General features: G+C 39.9%; 15 protein-coding genes and 1 pseudogene. 14 read left to right on the top strand and 2 right to left on the bottom strand.

The window, feature by feature from the left end:
* The first annotated feature begins 55 nt into the window (after positions 1-55).
* Positions 56-829 carry a potassium channel family protein gene (locus Q4A91_RS02310; protein WP_303204418.1) on the top strand — a complete coding sequence of 258 codons (774 nt, stop codon included), beginning with the start codon at positions 56-58 and terminating at the stop codon, positions 827-829.
* A gap of 37 nt (positions 830-866) precedes the next feature.
* On the opposite strand, the gene Q4A91_RS02305 is transcribed toward Q4A91_RS02310, so the two are convergent.
* Both Q4A91_RS02305 and Q4A91_RS02300 read right to left on the bottom strand, forming a co-directional pair.
* Entirely contained in the window at positions 867-1,214 is a 348-nt protein-coding gene (locus tag Q4A91_RS02305; protein ID WP_303204417.1) for a thioredoxin, read from the bottom strand.
* A 111-nt stretch (positions 1,215-1,325) separates the two neighbouring features.
* Complete coding sequence (locus tag Q4A91_RS02300; protein ID WP_303204416.1) at positions 1,326-3,044, bottom strand: phospho-sugar mutase; 1,719 nt, start codon at positions 3,042-3,044, stop codon at positions 1,326-1,328.
* A gap of 411 nt (positions 3,045-3,455) precedes the next feature.
* On the opposite strand from Q4A91_RS02300, the gene Q4A91_RS02295 reads away from it, so the two are divergent.
* The 13 genes and pseudogenes from Q4A91_RS02295 to Q4A91_RS02235 all read left to right on the top strand — a co-directional run.
* Positions 3,456-4,610 (top strand): DUF4352 domain-containing protein, encoded by a 1,155-nt coding sequence (locus Q4A91_RS02295; protein WP_303204415.1) that lies wholly within the window; start codon positions 3,456-3,458, stop codon positions 4,608-4,610.
* Between the two features lie 78 nt (positions 4,611-4,688).
* Entirely contained in the window at positions 4,689-6,590 is a 1,902-nt protein-coding gene (locus tag Q4A91_RS02290) for an ABC-F family ATP-binding cassette domain-containing protein (RefSeq protein WP_303204414.1), read from the top strand.
* Between the two features lie 3 nt (positions 6,591-6,593).
* Positions 6,594-7,457, top strand: a complete 864-nt coding sequence (locus Q4A91_RS02285) for a MutR family transcriptional regulator (protein WP_303204413.1) — start codon at positions 6,594-6,596, stop codon at positions 7,455-7,457.
* A gap of 79 nt (positions 7,458-7,536) precedes the next feature.
* Complete coding sequence (locus Q4A91_RS02280) at positions 7,537-8,715, top strand: MFS transporter (protein WP_303204412.1); 1,179 nt, start codon at positions 7,537-7,539, stop codon at positions 8,713-8,715.
* Positions 8,716-8,805: 90 nt separating this feature from the next.
* On the top strand, positions 8,806-10,764 hold the full coding sequence (gene ligA / locus Q4A91_RS02275) for an NAD-dependent DNA ligase LigA (RefSeq protein ID WP_303204411.1): 1,959 nt from the start codon (positions 8,806-8,808) through the stop codon (positions 10,762-10,764).
* Positions 10,765-10,918: 154 nt separating this feature from the next.
* Entirely contained in the window at positions 10,919-13,204 is a 2,286-nt protein-coding gene (gene pulA / locus Q4A91_RS02270; protein ID WP_303204410.1) for a type I pullulanase, read from the top strand.
* Between the two features lie 197 nt (positions 13,205-13,401).
* Complete coding sequence (locus Q4A91_RS02265; RefSeq protein WP_303204409.1) at positions 13,402-14,826, top strand: NADP-dependent glyceraldehyde-3-phosphate dehydrogenase; 1,425 nt, start codon at positions 13,402-13,404, stop codon at positions 14,824-14,826.
* A gap of 271 nt (positions 14,827-15,097) precedes the next feature.
* Positions 15,098-16,993, top strand: coding sequence for a 1,4-alpha-glucan branching protein GlgB (gene glgB / locus Q4A91_RS02260; protein WP_303204408.1), 1,896 nt, complete (start codon positions 15,098-15,100; stop codon positions 16,991-16,993).
* Positions 16,994-17,152: 159 nt separating this feature from the next.
* Positions 17,153-18,295, top strand: coding sequence for a glucose-1-phosphate adenylyltransferase (locus Q4A91_RS02255; protein WP_303204407.1), 1,143 nt, complete (start codon positions 17,153-17,155; stop codon positions 18,293-18,295).
* Positions 18,285-19,424 (top strand): glucose-1-phosphate adenylyltransferase subunit GlgD, encoded by a 1,140-nt coding sequence (gene glgD / locus Q4A91_RS02250; RefSeq protein WP_303204406.1) that lies wholly within the window; start codon positions 18,285-18,287, stop codon positions 19,422-19,424. The genes Q4A91_RS02255 and glgD overlap by 11 nt, the downstream gene beginning before the upstream one ends.
* Positions 19,421-20,854, top strand: a complete 1,434-nt coding sequence (gene glgA, locus Q4A91_RS02245) for a glycogen synthase GlgA (protein ID WP_303204405.1) — start codon at positions 19,421-19,423, stop codon at positions 20,852-20,854. Before glgD ends, glgA begins: the two co-directional genes overlap by 4 nt.
* A gap of 58 nt (positions 20,855-20,912) precedes the next feature.
* Complete coding sequence (gene serB, locus Q4A91_RS02240; protein ID WP_303204404.1) at positions 20,913-21,557, top strand: phosphoserine phosphatase SerB; 645 nt, start codon at positions 20,913-20,915, stop codon at positions 21,555-21,557.
* A gap of 9 nt (positions 21,558-21,566) precedes the next feature.
* A pseudogene (locus Q4A91_RS02235) lies at positions 21,567-21,800 on the top strand (glycerate kinase); the annotation flags it as partial.
* Between the last annotated feature and the right edge of the window lie 58 nt (positions 21,801-21,858).

Raw genomic sequence — 21,858 nt, 5'->3', positions numbered from 1 at the left:
CTTTGTCAGGGTTTTAGTGTGGTATAATGATAAAAATAACTAAAGGAGCAGCAGTGTGAAGAGAAAATGGTTATTAAAGGATTACTATGACACAACGATTATCATACTTGCATTGATATCCGTTGTCCTTGTTTTGATTGGATTTGCTGAGATAATTGATTTGGATAATCCACCCTACAGTATTATTGACTTGCTACTTTGGTTTATTTTTGTGGTGGATTATGGTTGGCGGTTCTTTTCAAGTAAAGAAAAATGGAGATTTATACTTGAAAATATATTCGACTTGCTAGCTATCCTTCCTTTAAATGCTATTTTTACAGTATTTCGATTAGGGCGTATCTTCCGATTATCAAGGCTGACAAAATTACTGAATCTAACTCGTCTTTTAAGAGTAGTTGGATTAACTGGCAAGTTGGAAAAGAAAGTTGGAAAACTCTTACGAACAAATGGCTTACTTTATATTTTCTATCTCAATTCCTTTATTGTACTGGTAGGTAGTTCAATTTTATCTGTTGTTGAAGAAAAATCATTCTCAGATAGTCTTTGGTGGGCACTTGTAACTGTAACGACTGTTGGTTATGGAGATATTGTTCCTGCGTCGTTTTTTGGGAAGTGGTTAGCTGTTTTACTAATGCTCGTTGGTGTTGGCACAATAGGGATGTTAACAAGTGCTTTGACAAACTTTTTTGTAAAGGATAATCCAGATGAGCAGATAAAACTAGATAAACTCCAAGACGAATTAATAACTCAAAGAATGTTACTAGAGAAACAATCTGAGAAGATAGAAGAACTACATAGAATGATGCAAGTCTTGCTTGAAAAAAAGTAATTTAGACAATACAAAAACCACTCGATGAGTGGTTTTTTTACAATCCAGCAAAGTCCTTGATTTCTTGTGCGGACATAGAAGAGTCGCAACGGACATTGATTTGGCCATCTGCAATGTGAACAAATCCTGGTACGGTTGGAATGCCATAACGTGAGCGGAATTCTTGCAATTCATTGAGTTGGCTTGGTTCTTCACTGTTGATGAAGTAGATGTGGGCTTTGGTTTCAGCTACGACACCTGCCAATGTGCCTGCAAATTTACGGCAGTAAGGGCAAGTTTTACGGGCAATAAAGAAGGTTGCTGTTTCTTTATCATCGAGTGCTTCTTGTGCACGCGCAACTGTAGTGACTTCAAGATCTTTGATGTTTTCTAAAAATTGTTCCATGAGATTACCTCGCTTTCATTGATAAGTCTAGTATGCCATAAAGTTTCTAAAAATGCTTAGATTTGATACGAAAAAAAGATGAGATTGGTTGGTCTCATCTTTTATAATTTCTTATTTAACAAAAGCATTGATTTCTGATTCGATGTTGGCAATCTTAGCTTGTGAATCTTCATTACTTTCACCCACAACGGCAATGTAGAATTTGATTTTTGGTTCAGTACCAGAAGGGCGAATAGCAATCCATGAACCGTCAGCAAGTGTATATTTCAACACATCACTTGGAGGAGTTGTCAAGTTTGTAACAGTACCATCAGCAGCAGTAGCAGTTTGAGCCTTGAAGTCTTCTACGACAGTGATAGCTGTTGCGTTCCATTCTTTTGGAGCATTGTCACGGAACTTAGCCATGATTTCCTTGATTTGTTCTGCACCATCAACACCAGAAAGGGTAACAGAGATAGTCTTTTCAGCGTAGTAGCCGTATTCTTTGTAGATTTCTTCGATACCGTCAGCAAGTGTCAAACCACGTGAACGGTAGTAGGCAGCAAGCTCAGCAACGACAAGAACGGCTTGGATAGCATCTTTATCACGTACGAATGGTTTAATCAAGTAACCGAAGCTTTCTTCAAATCCCATCATGTAAGTGTGATTGTGTTTTTCTTCGAATTCTTGGATTTTCTCTGCGATAAATTTGAAACCAGTCAAAACGTTGAACATGGTTGCGCCGTAACTTTCAGCAATCTTGGTTACCAAGTCAGTTGATACGATGGATTTGCAGAGAGCTGCATTTTCAGGAAGAGTTCCAGCATTTTTGTGGGCTTCCAAGATGTATTTAGCCATGATAGCGCCGATTTGGTTACCTGAAAGGTTGAGGTAGCTTCCATCTTTTTGAAGGACTTCAACACCAACACGGTCAGCGTCAGGGTCAGTTGCAACAAGCACATCCGCACCAACTTGACGACCAAGTTCTTCAGCAAGGGCGAAGGCTGCTTGGCTTTCTGGGTTTGGAGATTTTACAGTTGAGAAGTCAGGATCAGCAGTTGCTTGTGCTTCAACAACTTGAACAGAGTCAAATCCTGCTTGAGCAAGAGCACGACGAGCCAACATTTCACCCGTACCATGAAGTGGTGTGTAGACAATCTTCATGTCTTTACCAAATTCTTCGATCAAGGTTGGGTTGATGTTTACGTCTTTAACTTCTTTAAGGTATTCTGAATCAACAGCTTCACCAATGACTTCAATCAAACCAGAAGCTTTTTCCGCTTCTACATCGGCAACTTCCACAGCAAATGGATTTTCAATAGCGCGGATGTAAGTAGTCAAAGCGTCCGCGTCATGTGGAGGCAGTTGCCCACCGTCTTCACCGTAAACCTTGTAACCGTTAAATGGTGCAGGGTTGTGGCTGGCAGTAATCATGATACCTGCAAAGCAGTTGAGGTGACGAACTGCAAATGAGAGTTCTGGAGTTGGACGGAGGCTTTCAAATACGTAAGATTTGATACCGTGTTTAGCAAGAACTGCCGCAGATTCAAAGGCAAACTCAGGTGAGAAGTGACGGCTATCGTATGCAATTGCTACACCGCGTTCTTTTTCATTTCCACCTTTTGACTCAATCAAACGAGCCAAACCTTCAGTTGCTTGACGAACAACATAGATATTGATACGATTTGTACCAGCACCGATCAAACCACGCATACCAGCAGTACCAAATTCAAGATTGGTATAAAAGGCATCTTCTTTTGTTTTTTCGTCCATGTTTTCTAAATCTTGGCGAAGGTAGTCTGGAAGGTCAGCAAAATCAACCCATTTTTGATAATTTTCTTGGTAAGTCATAGAGTGTCTCCTTTGTTTATTTGCTTTAATCGCTTTCATTATATCACGATTTGACATTTTAGTAAAACGTTAGCATAATTTAAAATGTAGGAAATTAACTTTTGCTTTTTTGCGGGAAAATGGTGGGGACTGTGCTAACTTATACTAAGTTAGGGATGAAAATCAATTATCTAATTTTTTAAAATATTAAAAGCTTATAGTATTTTTGTGGAATTATTAAATAAAGTAAATCGTCAATATTGTTATATTCTATTCTTTTTATAAAGAATTCTTTAATGTATCAAATGAACATATAGAAAAATTTAAGTTAAAACTCTATAAATTTAAGATATTTTGAAAATATCTGATTTCTGTTTTGATTTTTATTCTGCGTATGGTAAAATATAGTAAATCATTAAAGGAGAATCCATTATGAAAAAAATCCTTAAGCATTCTGCCTTGCTTTTATCAGCTTTAGCACTGGTTGCCTGTGGAGCTCAAAAAAAAGCAAGCGACAATGGCACAGCTTCAAACTCTAACTTTGAGGTTTCTGTAAAAGACGGTATGTATGTATTGCCTAAAGATGAGGATTCATCATCAACATACCTTGCACTTCAAGTCGAAATCAAGAACAATCGCGATAAACAGTTTAGTTTTACTAACCAAGATATCACGCTTTATAATGAAAAGGATGAAAAATTACAACCAATTCAAGTTTATGAAAGCGACAGTAAAACTAAATTTATGTCATATGGTGACAGTCTTTCTAAAGGAAAGAGCGTTGCTGGTTATGTAGTGTATGAAGTCGATAAGAATGCTAAGTATGAACTTCACTTTGCACCTAGCTTTTACGATGACATCAAAGAAAATTCTAAAAAGAATAACGATGTAGCAATCAAGGTGGACCCAAGTCAGTATGAAGATCATATTGATGAAGCGAAAGATGTAATGAAAAAATATGTCGATGCTGTTTACCTTAATGGGGAAAGTTCTGGTGGTGGAACGAACCTAAGTGCTACTGATAATAAGTCACAAGTTGTTGCGCTTGCTGATGATAAAAAATCTTCTGATAATAGTGCTGAATTCACAAACGATGCGAAAGCTGATAAAGAAGAGTTTATCAAGAAATTTACAGAATCATTCGGAAAAGGCTTCTATAACTACAAACCGTCTGATTCAGAACTTAGAACATTCGCAGATGCTTACATCAAAGCAAATGCTAAGAGAGCAAAAGTTGATTACAAGGTGAAGACATACTTGCCAGACTATGCTGTTGTTTATGTTCGACCAGAAACAATCGACTTGGATAACTTGAATGTTTATGAATTGAGCCGTAAATTCTACGAAGAAAACAAAGGCAAATATAGCAACTACTCAGAAGCTATGAAAGCTGGTGAAAAATACATTTTAGAAAATGCACCGAGTCAATTTGATTCAACTCCTCTAGACACTAGTGATAACATGAAGAAAGAGGGTTATGAAATTAAAATGACTAAGAAAGATGGAAAATGGACCATCGATACCTCTTCTAAAAACTATGAATTGAAAGATATGGCTCGCACATTCCGTGGAGGCATTGGATACTAAGATGAAAGGTTCGAGTTTATGACTCGAACTTTTTTCGTTGTAATTGTGCAAAAGAGAAAAAGATAGTAAAATAGAGATATGATTATTTTACAAGCTAATAAAATTGAACGATCTTTTGCTGGTGAGGTTCTTTTTGATAATATTAATCTGCAGGTAGATGAACGAGACCGAATTGCTCTTGTTGGGAAAAATGGTGCAGGTAAGTCTACTCTTTTAAAGATTTTGGTTGGAGAAGAGGAGCCAACTAGTGGAGAAATCAATAAGAAAAAAGATATCTCTCTATCTTACCTAGCCCAAGATAGCCGTTTTGAGTCTGAAAATACCATCTACGATGAAATGCTTTACGTCTTTGATGACTTGCGTCGGACAGAGACACAACTGCGTCAGATGGAGTTGGAGATGGGTGAAAAGTCTGGTGAAGACTTAGATAAACTGATGGCGGATTATGATCGTTTATCAGAGAATTTACGCCAGGCTGGTGGCTTTACCTACGAAGCTGATATCCGCGCTATCTTGAATGGTTTCAAGTTTGACGAGTCTATGTGGCAGATGAAAATTGCTGAGCTTTCAGGTGGTCAAAATACTCGTCTTGCACTGGCTAAAATGCTCCTTGAAAAGCCCAATCTCTTGGTCTTGGACGAGCCTACCAACCACTTGGATATTGAAACCATTGCCTGGCTAGAGAATTACTTGGTGAACTATAGCGGTGCCCTCATTATTGTCAGTCACGACCGTTACTTTTTGGACAAGGTTGCGACGGTTACACTCGATTTGACTAAGAATTCCTTGGATCGTTATGTGGGCAATTACTCTCGTTTTGTTGAGTTAAAGGAGCAAAAGCTAGCTACTGAGGCAAAAAACTATGAAAAGCAACAAAAGGAAATCGCTGCTCTAGAAGACTTTGTCAATCGCAATCTAGTCCGAGCTTCAACGACCAAACGTGCTCAATCTCGCCGTAAACAACTAGAAAAAATGGAGCGTTTGGACAAGCCTGAAGCTGGCAAGAAATCAGCCAACATGACCTTCCAGACGGAAAAAACATCAGGCAATGTTGTCCTGACTGTTGAAAATGCAGCTATTGGCTATGATGGGGAAATACTTTCAGAGCCAATCGATCTCGACCTTCGTAAGATGAATGCTGTTGCGATTGTTGGACCAAACGGTATCGGGAAATCAACCTTTATCAAGTCTATTGTGGACCAGATCCCTTTTATCAAGGGAGAGAAGCGTTTTGGTGCCAATGTTGAGGTTGGATACTATGATCAGACTCAAAGTAAGCTAACACCAAGTAATACTGTACTCGATGAACTCTGGAATGATTTTAAACTGACACCTGAAGTTGAAATCCGCAACCGCCTAGGTGCTTTCCTTTTCTCAGGAGATGATGTTAAAAAATCAGTTGGCATGCTGTCAGGTGGCGAGAAAGCTCGTTTACTTTTGGCTAAATTGTCTATGGAAAACAACAACTTCCTGATCCTTGACGAGCCAACCAACCACTTGGATATTGATAGCAAGGAAGTCTTGGAAAATGCCTTGATTGACTTTGATGGGACCTTGCTCTTTGTCAGTCACGACCGTTACTTTATCAATCGTGTGGCAACTCATGTTTTGGAATTGTCTGAGAATGGTTCGACCCTCTACCTAGGAGATTATGACTACTATGTTGATAAAAAGGCTGAAATGGAAGACGGCCAGACAGAAGAAGCTTTAACTAGCAATCAAGCAAAAGAAGCAAGCCCAGCTAATGACTACCAAGCTCAGAAAGAAAGTCAGAAAGAAGCCCGTAAGCTCATGCGCCAAATAGAGAGTTTAGAGGCTGAAATCGAAGAGCTAGAAAGTCAAAGCCAAGCCATTTCTGAACAAATGCTGGAAACCAACGATGCTGAAAAGCTCATGGAATTGCAGACTGAACTGGACAAAATCAGCCATCGTCAGGAGGAAGCTATGCTTGAGTGGGAAGAATTGTCGGAGCAGGTGTAAGAAATGGAACATCTTGGAAAGGTATTTCGTGAATTTCGAACAAGTGGGAAGTACTCCTTAAAAGAGGCGGCAGGTGAATCATGTTCAACCTCTCAATTATCTCGCTTCGAGCTTGGGGAGTCTGATCTAGCAGTTTCTCGTTTCTTTGAGATTTTGGACAATATTCATGTGACTATTGAAAATTTCATGGACAAGGCTAGGGATTTTCAAAATCATGAACATGTTGCCTTAATCGCACAGATTATTCCGCTTTACTACTCAAATGATATTGCAGGTTTTCAAAAGATTCAAAAGGAACAGCTTGAGAAAGCAAAGAGTTCGACCAATCCCCTCTATTTTGAGCTGAATTGGATTCTGCTACAAGGACTGATTTGTCAAAGAGATGCTCGTTACACGATGAGTCAGGGTGATTTGGAAAAGGTATCAGATTATCTTTTTCAAACAGAAGAATGGACTATGTATGAGTTGATTCTTTTCGGGAATCTCTATACTTTCTACAATGTGGACTATGTGGCTCGGATTGGCAGAGAAGTCATGGAGCGAGAATACTACTACAAAGAAATTGGTCGGCATCGAAAACTTGTTTTGATTTTAGCTCTCAACTGTTACCAACATTGTTTGGAAAACCGTTCCTTTACGGATGCGGACTATTTTGAGAGCTATGTGGAGAAGTTGATTGGAAATGGTATCAAGCTTTATGAGCGCAATATCTTCCATTATCTTAAAGGTTTTGCCCTCTACCAGAGAGACTTGAAAGAAGAAGGTTGTAGTCAGATGCAGGAAGCCATGCATATTTTTGATGTGCTTGGACTTCCAGAGCAAGTGGCTTACTATCAGGAACATTATGAAAAATTTGTAAATGCTTAAATTTCCCAAATAAGGGAAAATCGAAAGGACTCCTTTCAGTTTTGATACAATAGTTTCAAAACTGAAAGGAGTTTTTTATATGAATCGACATGCAATTCAGTTGATTAGTCGTGGGGCTATTAATAAGATAGGAAATATGCTCTATGACTATGGAAATAGTGTTTGGTTGGCATCAATGGGAACGATAGGACAGACTGTTCTTGGGATTTATCAAATTTCTGAACTCGTCACATCGATTCTAGTCAATCCCTTTGGCGGAGTGATTTCAGATCGCTTTTCGCGTCGCAAAATTTTGATGACGACAGACTTGATTTGTGGTATTCTCTGTTTAGCTATTTCTTTCATCAGAAATGATAGCTTGATGATTGCTACCTTGATTTTTGCCAATATTGTTCAGGCGGTTGCCTTTGCATTTTCTCGTACAGCTAACAAAGCCATTATAACTGAGGTTGTAGAGAAAGACGAGATAGTGACCTATAACTCTCGCTTGGAGTTAGTTTTACAGGTTGTAGGAGTCAGTTCTCCGGTGCTTTCTTTTCTCGTTTTACAATTTGCCAGTCTCCATATGACGCTCGTTTTAGATGCCATTAGTTTTTTCATCGCATTTACCTTAGTAGCTTTTCTCCCCCAAAAAGAGACTCAGGAACAAGAGAAAAAGACTTTCAGCTGGGAAAATATTTTTGCTGATATGAAAGAAGGACTCGGCTATATCTGGCACCAGCAAGAAATCTTTTTCCTTTTGGTAGTTGCTTCCAGTGTTAATTTCTTTTTTGCAGCTTTTGAATTTCTCCTCCCTTTTTCAAATCGACTATACGGGATAGAAGGAGCTTATGCAACTATTTTGACTATGGGCGCTATTGGTTCGATTATCGGAGCTCTTCTAGCTAGCAAAATAAATGCAGGTGTTTATAATCTTTTGATTCTATTGGCCTTGACTGGAGTTGGAGTTTTTATGATGGGGTTACCACTGCCAACTTTTCTTTCCTTTTCTGGAAATTTAGTTTGTGAACTGTTTATGACGATATTTAACATTCACTTTTTTACTCAGGTTCAAACCAAGGTTGAGGGGGAATACTTGGGAAGAGTACTAAGCACAATTTTTACCTTAGCCATCCTATTTATGCCGATTGCAAAAGGCTTTATGACGGTGCTACCAAGTGTCCATCTCTCTTCTTTTCTGATAATTGGAAGCGGTGTTATCATCCTGTCTTGTTTATCCTTCGTTTATGTGCGAAGTCATTTTAAAAAAGAGTTATAATTTCTTTTTTTTTAGAAAATATTTCACTACGAATCATTTTTCAGTCCTTCTCTATTGTGAGGAGGGCTTGCTTTGTGGTAAAATGGGAATATGAATGAAAGAATGAATGAGTTAGTTGCCTTACTTAACCGCTATGCGACCGAGTACTATACGAGTGACAATCCCTCGGTTTCAGATAGTGAGTATGATCGCCTCTACCGAGAGTTGGTCGAATTGGAAGCCGCCTATCCGGATCAAGTTTTAGCGGACAGTCCGACCCATCGTGTTGGTGGTAAGGTTTTAGATGGTTTTGAAAAATACAGTCATCAGTATCCTCTATACAGTTTGCAGGATGCTTTTTCACGTGAAGAGTTAGAAGCTTTTGATGCGCGTGTGCGAAAAGAATTACCCCAACCGACCTATATTTGTGAGCTGAAAATCGATGGTTTGTCTATCTCGCTTACGTATGAAAAGGGAATTTTGGTAGTCGGTGCGACACGTGGGGATGGTTCTGTTGGTGAAAATATCACAGAGAACCTCAAGCGTGTCAAGGATATTCCTTTGACCTTGCCAGAAGAGCTTGATATCACTGTTCGTGGAGAGTGCTATATGCCACGCGCTTCATTTGACCAGGTCAACCAAGCTCGCCAAGAAAATGGAGAGCCTGAATTTGCCAATCCTCGTAACGCAGCTGCAGGAACCCTTCGTCAGTTGGATACAGCAGTAGTGGCCAAGCGTAATCTTGCGACTTTCCTCTATCAAGAAGCCAGCCCTTCTACTCGTGATAGCCAAGAAAAGGTCTTGAAGCATCTTGAACAGCTTGGCTTTGTAGTTAATCCTAAACGAATTTTGGCTAAAAGCATAGATGAGATATGGGATTTCATCCAAGAAGTAGGACAAGAACGGGAACATCTACCTTACGATATTGATGGAGTGGTTATCAAAGTCAATGACCTAGCAGGTCAAGAAGAGCTTGGCTTTACTGTTAAAGCGCCCAAGTGGGCAATCGCCTATAAATTTCCTGCTGAAGAAAAAGAAGCTCAACTCCTTTCAGTTGACTGGACAGTAGGTCGTACTGGTGTTGTGACCCCAACTGCCAATCTAACACCTGTTCAGCTTGCTGGGACTACTGTTAGTCGTGCACCCCTTCATAACGTGGATTATATTGCTGAAAAGGATATCCGAAAAGACGATACGGTTATCGTTTATAAGGCTGGAGATATCATCCCTGCTGTTCTGCGTGTGGTAGAGTCCAAGCGTGTTTCTGAAGAAAAACTAGATATTCCGACTAACTGTCCAAGTTGTGATAGCCAGTTGCTTCACTTTGAAGATGAAGTGGCTCTTCGTTGTATCAATCCACGATGTCCTGCCCAAATCATGGGAGGTTTGATTCACTTTGCTTCTCGAGACGCTATGAATATTACAGGACTTGGTCCATCTATCGTTGAAAAGCTTTTTGCTGCCAATTTAGTCAAAGATGTGGCAGATATTTACCGTTTGAAAGAAGATGATTTCCACCTTTTAGAAGGTGTCAAGGAAAAGTCTGCTTCTAAACTGTATCAGGCCATTCAAGCATCCAAGGAAAACTCTGCTGAAAAGCTCTTGTTTGGTCTGGGAATTCGCCATGTCGGAAGCAAGGCTAGCCAACTCTTGCTCCAACATTTCCACTCTATTGAAAATCTAGCTCAAGCTGATCCTGAGGAAGTAGCAAGTATTGAAAGCTTGGGTAGTGTGATTGCTCAAAGTCTTCAGACTTATTTTGCTACAGAAAGATCAAAGATTCTCTTAGACGAGTTGAAAGAAGCTGGAGTCAATCTGGACTACAAAGGACAGACACTAGTGGCAGATGCGGCCTTGTCAGGTTTGACCGTTGTACTCACGGGGAAATTGGAACGTCTCACACGTTCTGAAGCCAAAAGTAAACTCGAAAGCCTCGGTGCCAAAGTCACAGGCAGTGTATCTAAGAAAACGAATCTTGTCGTAGCAGGAGCAGATGCAGGAAGCAAGCTCCAAAAAGCACAAGAACTTGGTATCGAAGTTCGAGATGAGGTCTGGCTAGAAAGTTTGTAAAGAATAGTTTAAAACTAGATGTTAGATAGTCTGGAACTATCTCTCCTGATGTGTTTTTATATCTATTAAACTATTCTCTATAGTGCTGAAATTCCGGTTAAATTCTTCAGCACCACATAAAAAATTTAAATTGAAATTAGAAATTAGGAAAAAAATGTATAGATACCCAGTAGTCATCCATTTTCACCGAAAGAATGGGGATTATGATGCTTGTTCATTCAGTAGAAAACAGGCAGATGTTAAAGAAAATTTGTATTATGAAAATGACTATTTTGGAGCAAAATTCTCCTTTACAGTCACAAGTGCAGAAAGGCTCGATACTTTGACCTTTTCTGTCGAAATAGATGGAAAGACAAAAGATTATCTCCTACGGTTTAACTATTATCCACTGTTGACTGAGGTTTGGATCTTAGATGGTGATGAGACGGTTTATTATTCTGAAAATCCAGCCATTGCTAGTCCTTACTATAAAGATCGAAACCCGTTTGCTTTTGATAAAGCTTTTCACAGTGAAAGTTTTGATCATCATTGGGGATACCAAGGAGAGTTAGGTTATAGTATTTCAGACTACCAGACAAGCTTTAAACTCTGGGCTCCAACAGCTACAGCTGTCCAAGTGGTCGTTTATGAAAATACAAGCAACGACGCGCCGATTTGGAAAACCTTTAATCTTGATCGTGGGAATAGCTATTCATATAGTCATAAGTACAATACCATTGGTGTTTGGAGTGTAGACCTGGATGAAAATCTTGCAGGTAAAGCTTATCAGTATCAGATTGAGTTTCCGCACCACCAGACCTTGACACGAGACCCATACACTATCGCTACAAGTCCTGATGGAAAACGTTCCGTCATTCTCTCTCAACAAGATAGACAAGTAGAAGGATTCGAAGTCAAACATGGGACAGACGCTCCTTGGCGTTTGGAAAACCCATGTAAAGCAGTTATTTGTGAGATGCACATTCGTGATTTTACAAAATCGCCGACATCTGGAGTTCCAGAAAACCTTCGAGGAACCTTCCTTGGGGCTGCCGAGACTGGAACGGTTAACCAGTATGGTCAAGCAACAGCATTTGACTATATCAAAGAACTCGGCTGTAATTATGTTCAGCTCCAACCAATCTTTGATCGCCATAAGGAATATGATGAGGATGGAAATGTAACCTATAACTGGGGCTATGATCCTCAAAACTACAATGCACCAGAACCAAGTTTCTCTAGCAATCCAGATGATCCTGGACAGGTTATTCGAGACCTCAAGACCATGATTCAGGCATATCATGATGCGGGAATCGGTGTCATTATGGATGTCGTTTACAACCATACCTTCTCAACGGTCGATGCACCTTTCCAAACAACTGTTCCTGATTATTACTATCGTATGAATCCAGATGGAACCTTCCAAAACGGAACAGGTGTTGGAAATGAAACCGCAAGCGAACACGAAATGTACCGTAAGTACATGATTGACTCACTCCTTTATTGGGTGAAAAAATACAATATTGACGGTTTCCGTTTCGACTTGATGGGAATTCACGATGTCAAAACCATGCAGGCAATTCGTTGGGCACTTGATGAAGTTGATCCACGTATTATCACTTATGGAGAAGGCTGGGATATGGGGACCGGTCTTGCACCTTACGACAAGGCCAAGAAGGACAATGCCTACCAGATGCCAAATATTGGATTCTTCAATGATGATCAGCGTGATGCCATCAAAGGAGGAGAAGTTTATGGCTCAATCAAGGCAGGATTTGTTAGTGGTGCAGCTACAGAACCGATTGTAGCCAAAGCTATTCTTGGTAGCCGAGAGTTGGGTTCATATCTTAGTCCAAACCAAGTTCTTAACTATGTGCAAGCCCATGATAATTACAACTTGCATGATTTGTTAGTAACCCTTCATCCAGATCACAGTTCAGATAAGATTATGCGTCAGGTCGAAACAGCAACAGCGATGAGCATTCTTATGCAAGGCATGTCCTTTATAGAGCTGGGCCAAGAATTTGGCCGCACCAAACTCCTTGCTACAGGAAAAAATGGTGAGCTGACTGCGGCAGATAGAGAACGGGCCATGAATAGTTACAATGCTCCAGATAGTGTCAATCAGGTCAACTGGGATTTAATCAATGAGAGACAAGAGAGCATTGACTTTATTCGCCAGATTATTCGCCTAAAAACACAAACGCGTGCTTTCTCCTACCCTACATACGAAGAAGTTTATCGTCATGTCTTCGTCCATACAGCTGCTGAAAATAGTGGGTGGATTGTTTACGAGATTCATGGTGAATCAGGGCACTTATTGGTTGTATTCAATGCCAAGGGAACTTCCTTCTACTTTGAAAATGCGGGAAATCTTGAAATGCTGGTGTCCAATAGTCGTTCTAAAGAGTCTAATGTGATTGATGATATCAGCGTTGCAGTCTTGAAGGTACTTTCTTAGCAAATGCCACAAAAAGGTTTAGTTAAAACTAGACCTTTTTTGATTTTTATTGAAAAACCAATATCTAATAGGAATAAATTTCAAATAATTTGAAGAATCAAGTTTGTGAAAAAAATATCAATATTTTCCCAAAAGGGGTTGTAATTTTCTGAAAATTTGATAAAATAAGTTTTAATCATTTTCAGGAGGAAGAGAATTTGACAAATTATCAGAATTTAGTGAATGGAAAATGGAAATCATCAGAGAATGAAATTGCCATCTATTCTCCCATCAATCAGGAAAAGCTGGGTACAGTACCAGCTATGAGTCAGGCTGAAGTAGATGAGGCGATGAAAGCTGCGCGTGCAGCTCTCCAAGCATGGCGTGATTTAGCACCCGTTGAGCGTGCAGCTTATTTGCATAAGACAGCAGACATTTTGGAACTTGATAAAGAAAAAATTGGTACAATTCTTGCTAAAGAGGTTGCAAAAGGGATTAAAGCAGCCATTGGAGAAGTAGTACGTACAGCAGAATTGATTCGTTTTGCTGCCGAGGAAGGTCTCCGTATCACTGGACAAGCAATGGAAGGTGGCGGTTTTGAAGCTGCAAGTAAAAATAAACTAGCCGTTGTTCGTCGTGAGCCAGTTGGAGTGGTGTTAGCTATCGCGCCATTTAACTACCCAGTAAACCTTTCTGGATCTAAGATTGCTCCGGCTTTGATTGCAGGAAATGTCGTTATGTTTAAACCACCGACACAAGGATCTATTTCTGGTCTCTTGTTGGCTAAAGCATTTGACGAAGCCGGAATCCCAGCAGGTGTCTTTAACACCATCACTGGACGTGGTTCTGAAATCGGAGACTACATCATCGAACACAAGGAAGTAAATTTCATTAACTTTACAGGTTCAACACCGATTGGTGAGCGTATCGGTCGTTTAGCTGGTATGCGCCCAATTATGCTTGAACTTGGTGGGAAAGATGCAGCAATTGTCTTAGAAGATGCAGATTTAGAAAATGCATCTAAGCAAATCGTAGGTGGTGCCTTTAGCTACTCTGGTCAGCGTTGTACCGCTATCAAACGTGTTTTGGTTGTGGAAAGCGTAGCTGACAAATTGGCTGAATTGCTCCAAACTGAAGTTGCTAAGCTAACAGTGGGCGATCCATTTGACAATGCAGATATCACACCTGTTATTGATAATGCTTCAGCTGATTTCATCTGGGGATTGATTGAAGACGCTCAAGAAAAAGGAGCCAAAGCGCTCAGTCCAATCAAACGTGAGAATAATCTCATTTGGCCAGGACTTTTTGATTATGTCACAAGAGATATGAAATTAGCCTGGGAAGAACCATTTGGACCTGTTCTTCCAATTATTCGAGTTTCAGATGCTAATGAAGCGGTAGAAATTGCTAATGAATCAGAATTCGGTCTTCAATCTTCAGTCTTTACAAATGACTTTAAGAAGGCATTTGAAATTGCTGAAAAACTTGAAGTTGGTACCGTTCATATTAATAATAAAACACAACGTGGACCAGATAATTTCCCATTCCTTGGTGTAAAAGGTTCTGGTGCAGGAGTGCAAGGAATTAAATATAGTATCGAAGCGATGACAAATGTTAAATCCATTGTTTTTGATGTGAAATAATCTATAAAATCAGGAAAATCACTTCCTGATTTTATTTTTTTCAAAAAAATACGGTTTGAAATTGATAAAAAACGAATATTCTGCTATTATAATAAAAAAAATATGTAAATCATTTCGTGTTCTATTTTCTGGATATCTTTTTTAAAATGCTAGGTAATTTTTTGAAGGCTTTCATAAAAAAATATGATTTTCTTCGTAAATTACTTGAAAGTTATCTTAAAAGAGTGTATAATAGAATTATAGAAAACGCTTACAAAAGAAAGGGGATTGAATGAATAATCAAGAAGCATTAAGAACCTTTACTACGGGTGAGAACCTTCACCTCCAGCATTATTTAGGAGCGCATAGAGAGGAGGAAAACGGAGAAAAAGGCTATACCTTTAGGGTTTGGGCCCCAAATGCACAAGCAGTTCATCTAGTTGGTGATTTTACCGATTGGGTTGAGAATCAGATTCCCATGGTTCGTAATGAAGCAGGTGTTTGGGAAGTTTTTACGAGTCAAGCTCAGGAAGGTCAGATTTACAAATATCATATCACACGTGCAAATGGTCATCAGATTATGAAGATCGATCCATTGGCAGTTTATTTTGAAGCTAGACCGGGTACAGGAGCAGTTCTGACCAATATCCGTGAAAAGAAATGGAAAGATGGCCTTTGGTTAGCACGTCGCAAACGTCTGGGATTTTTCGAGAGACCAGTTAATATATACGAGGCTCATGCAGGGTCTTGGAAGAGAAATCCAGATGGTAGTCCCTATACGTTTTCGCGACTGAAAGACGAGTTGATTCCATACTTAGTTGAGATGAACTATACACATATTGAGTTCATGCCTTTAATGGCTTACCCACTTGGATTGAGCTGGGGCTATCAACTTATGGGTTACTTTGCTTTTGAACATTCCTATGGTACACCTGAGGAATTCCAAGATTTCGTTGAAGAGTGTCATATAAATAACATTGGTGTTATCGTAGACTGGGTTCCAGGTCATTTCACCATTAATGATGATGCCTTGGCATATTATGACGGTACACCAACTTTTGAATACCAAGATCACAACAAGGCTCATAACTATGGTTGGGGTGCTCTGAATTTTGACCTCGGAAAAAATGAGGTCCAGTCTTTCTTGATTTCAAGTATTAAATTCTGGATTGATTTTTACCACTTAGATGGTATTCGGGTCGATGCAGTGAGCAATATGCTGTATCTAGATTATGATAATGCTCCTTGGACTCCAAACAAAGATGGTGGAAACCTTAACTACGAGGGTTATTATTTCCTTCAACGGTTGAACACAGTGATTAAGTTAGCTCATCCAGACATCATGATGATTGCAGAAGAAAGTTCATCAGCGACAAAGATTACTGGTATGAAAGAAATGGGTGGCCTTGGATTTGACTATAAATGGAATATGGGCTGGATGAACGACATTCTCCGTTTCTACGAGGAAGATCCGATTTATCGTAAGTATGACTTTAATCTTGTGACTTTCAGCTTTATGTATGTTTTCAATGAAAACTATCTCCTACCTTTCTCACACGATGAAGTGGTTCATGGCAAAAAGAGTATGATGCACAAGATGTGGGGGAATCGCTACAATCAGTTCGCTGGTCTGCGCAACCTCTACACCTATCAAATTTGTCATCCAGGTAAGAAACTCTTGTTCATGGGTAGTGAGTACGGGCAATTCCTAGAGTGGAAGTCTGAGGAGCAGTTGGAATGGTCTAATCTAGAAGATCCGATGAATGCCAAGATGAAGCATTTTACTTCTCAACTCAATCAATTCTATAAAGACCATCGCTGTCTTTGGGAAATTGATACTAGTTATGATGGTATCGAGATTATCGATGCTGATAATAGAGATCAGAGTGTCCTTTCCTTTATTCGTAAGGGCAAGAAGGACGAAATGTTAGTCTGTGTCTTTAATATGGCACCAGTTGAACGTAAGGACTTTACGATTGGTTTACCTGTTGCAGGTATTTACGAAGAAGTTTGGAATACAGAATTAGAAGAATGGGGAGGTGTGTGGAAAGAGCACAATCAAACAGTTCAGACTCAAGAAGGTTTATGGAAGGATTATGAGCAGACCTTGACCTTCACCTTGCCAGCTATGGGAGCAAGTATCTGGAAGATTAAACGTCGTTTGAAACCAGATAAGAAAAAAGAATAATGGGCTGTTGATGATAATTTTTTAGATTTTAAAAACGGATGTACTTGTATTGGACTTGAAACACAAAAGAAATGGATTTCCTATTATTTTTATAAAAAAGTTTGACTTCCAACCTTCTTTCGATTTTAACGTTCACATGACTTTATAAAGGAGTAGAAAATGAAGAATGAAATGCTAGCTTTGATCCTTGCGGGTGGGCAAGGAACACGTCTCGGAAAACTCACTCAAAGCATTGCCAAACCGGCAGTGCAATTCGGTGGGCGCTACCGTATCATTGACTTTGCTCTTTCCAACTGTGCAAACTCTGGAATTCATAATGTTGGTGTGATTACGCAGTACCAACCTCTTGCTTTGAACAACCATATTGGAAATGGTTCTAGTTGGGGATTGGATGGTATCAATTCAGGTGTCTCTATTTTACAACCTTATTCAGCCAGCGAAGGAAACCGTTGGTTTGAAGGGACTAGTCACGCTATCTACCAAAACATTGACTACATCGACAGTGTTAATCCTGAGTATGTTTTGATTCTTTCTGGTGACCACATCTACAAGATGGACTACGATGATATGCTTCAGTCCCATAAGGATAATAATGCCAGTTTGACAGTAGCTGTCCTAGACGTACCTCTCAAAGAAGCTAGCCGTTTCGGTATCATGAATACAGATGCCAATAACCGTATTGTTGAATTCGAAGAAAAACCTGCGCAACCTAAGTCTACAAAGGCTTCTATGGGGATTTATATTTTTGACTGGAAACGGCTTCGTAATATGCTTGTTGCTGCTGAAAAGAGCAATGTGGATATGTCAGACTTTGGTAAGAACGTTATCCCTAACTATCTCGAGTCTGGTGAAAGTGTCTTTGCCTATGAATTTAATGGTTACTGGAAAGACGTTGGTACGATTGAGTCACTTTGGGAAGCCAATATGGAATACATTGATCCAAACAACGCTTTGGATAGTCGTGATCGTCAGTGGAAAATCTACTCACGGAACTTGATTTCACCACCAAACTACTTTGGTGCGCATGCACACGTTGAAGATTCATTGGTCGTGGATGGCTGTCTCGTGGATGGAACTGTTAAGCATTCCATTCTCTCAACAGAGGCGCAAGTACGTGAGAGGGCTGAAGTAGTAGGTTCTGTAATCATGAGTGGTGCCATTATCGGAAAAGGTGCAAAGATTACTCGTGCTATTATTGGTGAGGGTGCCATTATTGCTGACGGTGTAGAGATTGACGGAACTGACGAAGTACAAGTAGTAGGATACAATGAAGTAGTGGGGGTAGCAACAGATGAAGATTGATAAATATTCAGCCATTTTAGGAAACACAGTTGGTTTTCATGATATGTCAACGTTAACAGAACACCGTCCGGTAGCTAGCTTGCCTTTCGGTGGGAAATACCGTTTGATTGACTTCCCCCTTTCCAGTCTTGCAAATGCAGGTGTTCGTAGTATCTTTGGTATTTTCCAACAAGATAATATCAGCTCAGTCTTCGACCATATCCGTTCAGGTCGTGAATGGGGCTTGTCAACACTTCTAAGTCACTACTATTTAGGAATTTACAATACTCGTGTTGAAAGCAGTACAGTTGGAAAAGAGTATTACCAACAGCTTCTTACCTACTTGAGACGTTCAGGTTCAAACCAAACCGTTTCGATTAACTGCGATGTGCTGGTGAATATTGATTTGAATCAAGTCTTCCACCTACACAATACAACGAATGGTCCGATCACAGTTGTATATAAGAAACTTCCTAAGAAAGACATTTCTGATGTGAATGCTATCTTGGAAATTGATGAAACAGACCATGTTCGTTCGCACAAACTCTTTGATAACAAATCTACGGATGAACTCTTCAATATGTCTACAGATATCTTTGTTGTGGACACTCCTTGGTTGATTGAACGACTTGAAGAAGAGGCTCAGAAAGAATATCCTGAAAAGTTGCGCTATGTTCTCCGCGATTTGGCTGTAAAAGAAGGAGCTTTTGCTTACGAATACACAGGATACTTAGCAAATATTCATTCAGTACAGTCCTATTATCAAGCAAATATTGATATGCTTGAATCTAAAAAATTCTACTCACTCTTCTCACCAAATCAAAAGATTTATACAAAAGTTAAGAATGAAGAACCAACCTACTATGCGAATACTTCAAAAGTAAGTACTTCTCAGTTCGCTTCGGGTAGTATCATTGAGGGTGAGGTAGTTCAGTCAGTCCTATCTCGTAACATTTATGTTCACAAGGATAGTGTGGTGAAGGACAGCATTTTATTCCCTCGAGTTGTGATTGGTCAGGGTGCCCAAGTTGAATATGGCATTCTAGACAAAGGAGTTGAGGTTGCGGACGGTGTTGTCATTCGAGGCACAGCAGAACATCCAGTTGTAGTTAAGAAGGGTGAAACAGTAACAGAGGATATTTATTCATGAAAATTTTATTTGTAGCGGCAGAAGGAGCACCCTTTTCAAAAACAGGTGGGTTGGGCGATGTCATTGGCGCGCTTCCCAAATCACTTGTAAAAGCAGGACACGAAGTTGCGGTTTTCTTACCTTATTATGATATGGTAGAAGCTAAGTTCGGCGACCAGATAGAGGATGTTCTCCACTTTGAAGTTAGTGTAGGATGGCGTAGACAGTACTGTGGTATTAAGAAAACGGTCTTGAATGGGGTTACTTTCTACTTCATTGATAATCAGTATTATTTCTTCCGTGGTCATGTGTACGGTGATTTTGACGACGGTGAACGCTTTGCCTTTTTCCAACTGGCTGCTCTTGAAGCCATGGAACGCATCGGCTTTATCCCTGACCTTCTCCATGTTCATGATTACCACACAGCCATGATTCCCTTCTTGTTAAAAGAAAAGTACCATTGGATTCAGGCATATCAAGGAATCAGAACCGTTTTAACTATTCATAATTTGGAATTCCAAGGTCAATTTTCTGAAGGAATGCTGTGGGATTTGTTCGGTGTGGGCTTTGAACGCTATGCTGATGGCACCCTTCGCTGGAATGATTGTCTCAACTGGATGAAAGCTGGTATTCTCTATGCAGATCGTGTCTCAACCGTTTCTCCTAGCTATGCGCATGAGATTATGACCAGTCAGTTCGGTTGCGGTTTGGACCAGATTCTTCGGATGGAGTCAGGTAAGGTTTCAGGTATAGTTAATGGTATTGACGCAGATCTTTATAATCCTCAAACAGACCCACTTTTAGACTATCATTTTGATAAGGAAGATTTGTCTGGAAAAGCTCAAAACAAAGCAAAATTGCAAGAGAGAGTTGGGTTGCCTGTGCGAGCAGATGTTCCACTAGTTGGGATTGTCTCTCGATTGACACGCCAAAAAGGTTTTGATGTTGTGGTAGAAAGCTTGCATCGTTTCTTACAGGAGGACGTTCAAATAGTCCTTTTAGGAACAGGTGACCCGGCTTTTGAACATTCCTTCTCTTGGTTTGCTCAAGTCTATCCTGACAAGCTATCGACAAATATCACTTTTGACGTCAAACTTGCTCAAGAAATCTACGCAGCTTGTGATCTCTTCCTCATGCCAAGTCGTTTTGAACCATGTGGCTTGTCTCAAATGATGGCGATGCGCTATGGAACTCTACCATTGGTTCATGAGGTTGGTGGTTTGCGTGATACGGTTCAATCCTTCAATCCGATCGAAGGAACTGGTACTGGATTTAGCTTTGATAATTTAACACCCTACTGGCTTAACTGGAGTTTCCAAACAGCCTTGGATGTTTATAAGTACCAACCGGAAGTTTGGAGAAATCTACAAAAACAAGCTATGGAATGTGATTTCTCATGGGATACAGCCTGCAAATCTTACCTGGACTTGTACCATAGTTTAGTCAACTAATAGATAAAATCGTATGATTCTTTCATACGATTTTTGGGCTGTTTAGAAAGGAAAGCTTATGTCTCAAGTAAAAGGCTTGTGTGTCATGGACGTTGACGGCACCCTGATAGCAGAAGAGGTGATTGATCTTTTAGGAAAAGAAGCAGGTTGCGAAGAAGAAATATCGCAGATTACAAGCCAGGCAATGCGAGGCGAACTGGACTTTGAAACAAGCTTACGAGCGAGAGTGGCTTTGTTAGAAGGTCTTCCGATTTCAGTCTTTGATACTGTCTTCAAATCCATTCATCTGTCTAAGAATGCTCAAGAATTTATCTCCATACTTCAAAAGAAGGGTATTCTAGTCGGTCTAGTGTCTGGTGGATTTGCACCAATAGTTGAGAGATTAGCAAAGTCTCTTGGGATCCCTTATTACTCTGCAAATCAGTTAGAAGTCAAAGACGGTTTTTTAACAGGTCGACTAGTTGGTGAAATTGTGACAGGTCAAGTAAAACAAGATACTCTTGAGAAATGGAAAAAAGAACTGAAACTTCCCAAAGAAAGAACGATTGCCATCGGTGATGGTGCCAATGACCTCTTGATGTTAAAGTCAGCAGGACATGGTATTGCATTTTGTGCCAAAGAGGTCGTAAAAACAGAGATAGCTTGTCATCTAGATACGAGGGATTTTTTGGAAGTTCTACCTTTGATTGATTTCTTAGAATGAGAGGGAACTATGAAAATTGTAATTGCACCCGATTCTTTTAAAGAAAGTTTGACGGCAGAAGAGGTCGCTCAAGCTATAAAAAGAGGATTCCAAAAATCGATAGCAGATGTAGAATGTCTGCTTTGCCCTGTAGGCGATGGTGGGGAAGGAACCGTAGACGCTATTCGACATTCTCTTGACCTAGAAGAAAAATGGCAAGAGTTGACTGGACCTTTTGGCCAAAAAGAATCAATGCGCTACTTTTATAGGCTCTATGTCAACTGTAGTGGGTGACCTATAACTAAGCGCGAGAGGAGACGAA

It is taken from the genome of Streptococcus sp. (genome assembly GCF_030528045.1).
In the GTDB taxonomy this organism is placed as follows: Bacteria; Bacillota; Bacilli; order Lactobacillales; family Streptococcaceae; genus Streptococcus.
This window is presented reverse-complemented; position numbering and strand designations above follow the sequence as displayed.

Coding starts and splice junctions, on each gene's coding strand:
- Q4A91_RS02305 (WP_303204417.1), bottom strand. CDS start 1,214: ATGGAACAATTTTTAGAAAACATCAAAGATCTTGAAGTCACTACAGTT.
- Q4A91_RS02300 (WP_303204416.1), bottom strand. CDS start 3,044: ATGACTTACCAAGAAAATTATCAAAAATGGGTTGATTTTGCTGACCTT.
- Q4A91_RS02295 (WP_303204415.1), top strand. CDS start 3,456: ATGAAAAAAATCCTTAAGCATTCTGCCTTGCTTTTATCAGCTTTAGCA.
- Q4A91_RS02290 (WP_303204414.1), top strand. CDS start 4,689: ATGATTATTTTACAAGCTAATAAAATTGAACGATCTTTTGCTGGTGAG.
- Q4A91_RS02285 (WP_303204413.1), top strand. CDS start 6,594: ATGGAACATCTTGGAAAGGTATTTCGTGAATTTCGAACAAGTGGGAAG.
- Q4A91_RS02280 (WP_303204412.1), top strand. CDS start 7,537: ATGAATCGACATGCAATTCAGTTGATTAGTCGTGGGGCTATTAATAAG.
- ligA (WP_303204411.1), top strand. CDS start 8,806: ATGAATGAAAGAATGAATGAGTTAGTTGCCTTACTTAACCGCTATGCG.
- pulA (WP_303204410.1), top strand. CDS start 10,919: ATGTATAGATACCCAGTAGTCATCCATTTTCACCGAAAGAATGGGGAT.
- glgB (WP_303204408.1), top strand. CDS start 15,098: ATGAATAATCAAGAAGCATTAAGAACCTTTACTACGGGTGAGAACCTT.
- Q4A91_RS02255 (WP_303204407.1), top strand. CDS start 17,153: ATGAAGAATGAAATGCTAGCTTTGATCCTTGCGGGTGGGCAAGGAACA.
- glgD (WP_303204406.1), top strand. CDS start 18,285: ATGAAGATTGATAAATATTCAGCCATTTTAGGAAACACAGTTGGTTTT.
- glgA (WP_303204405.1), top strand. CDS start 19,421: ATGAAAATTTTATTTGTAGCGGCAGAAGGAGCACCCTTTTCAAAAACA.
- serB (WP_303204404.1), top strand. CDS start 20,913: ATGTCTCAAGTAAAAGGCTTGTGTGTCATGGACGTTGACGGCACCCTG.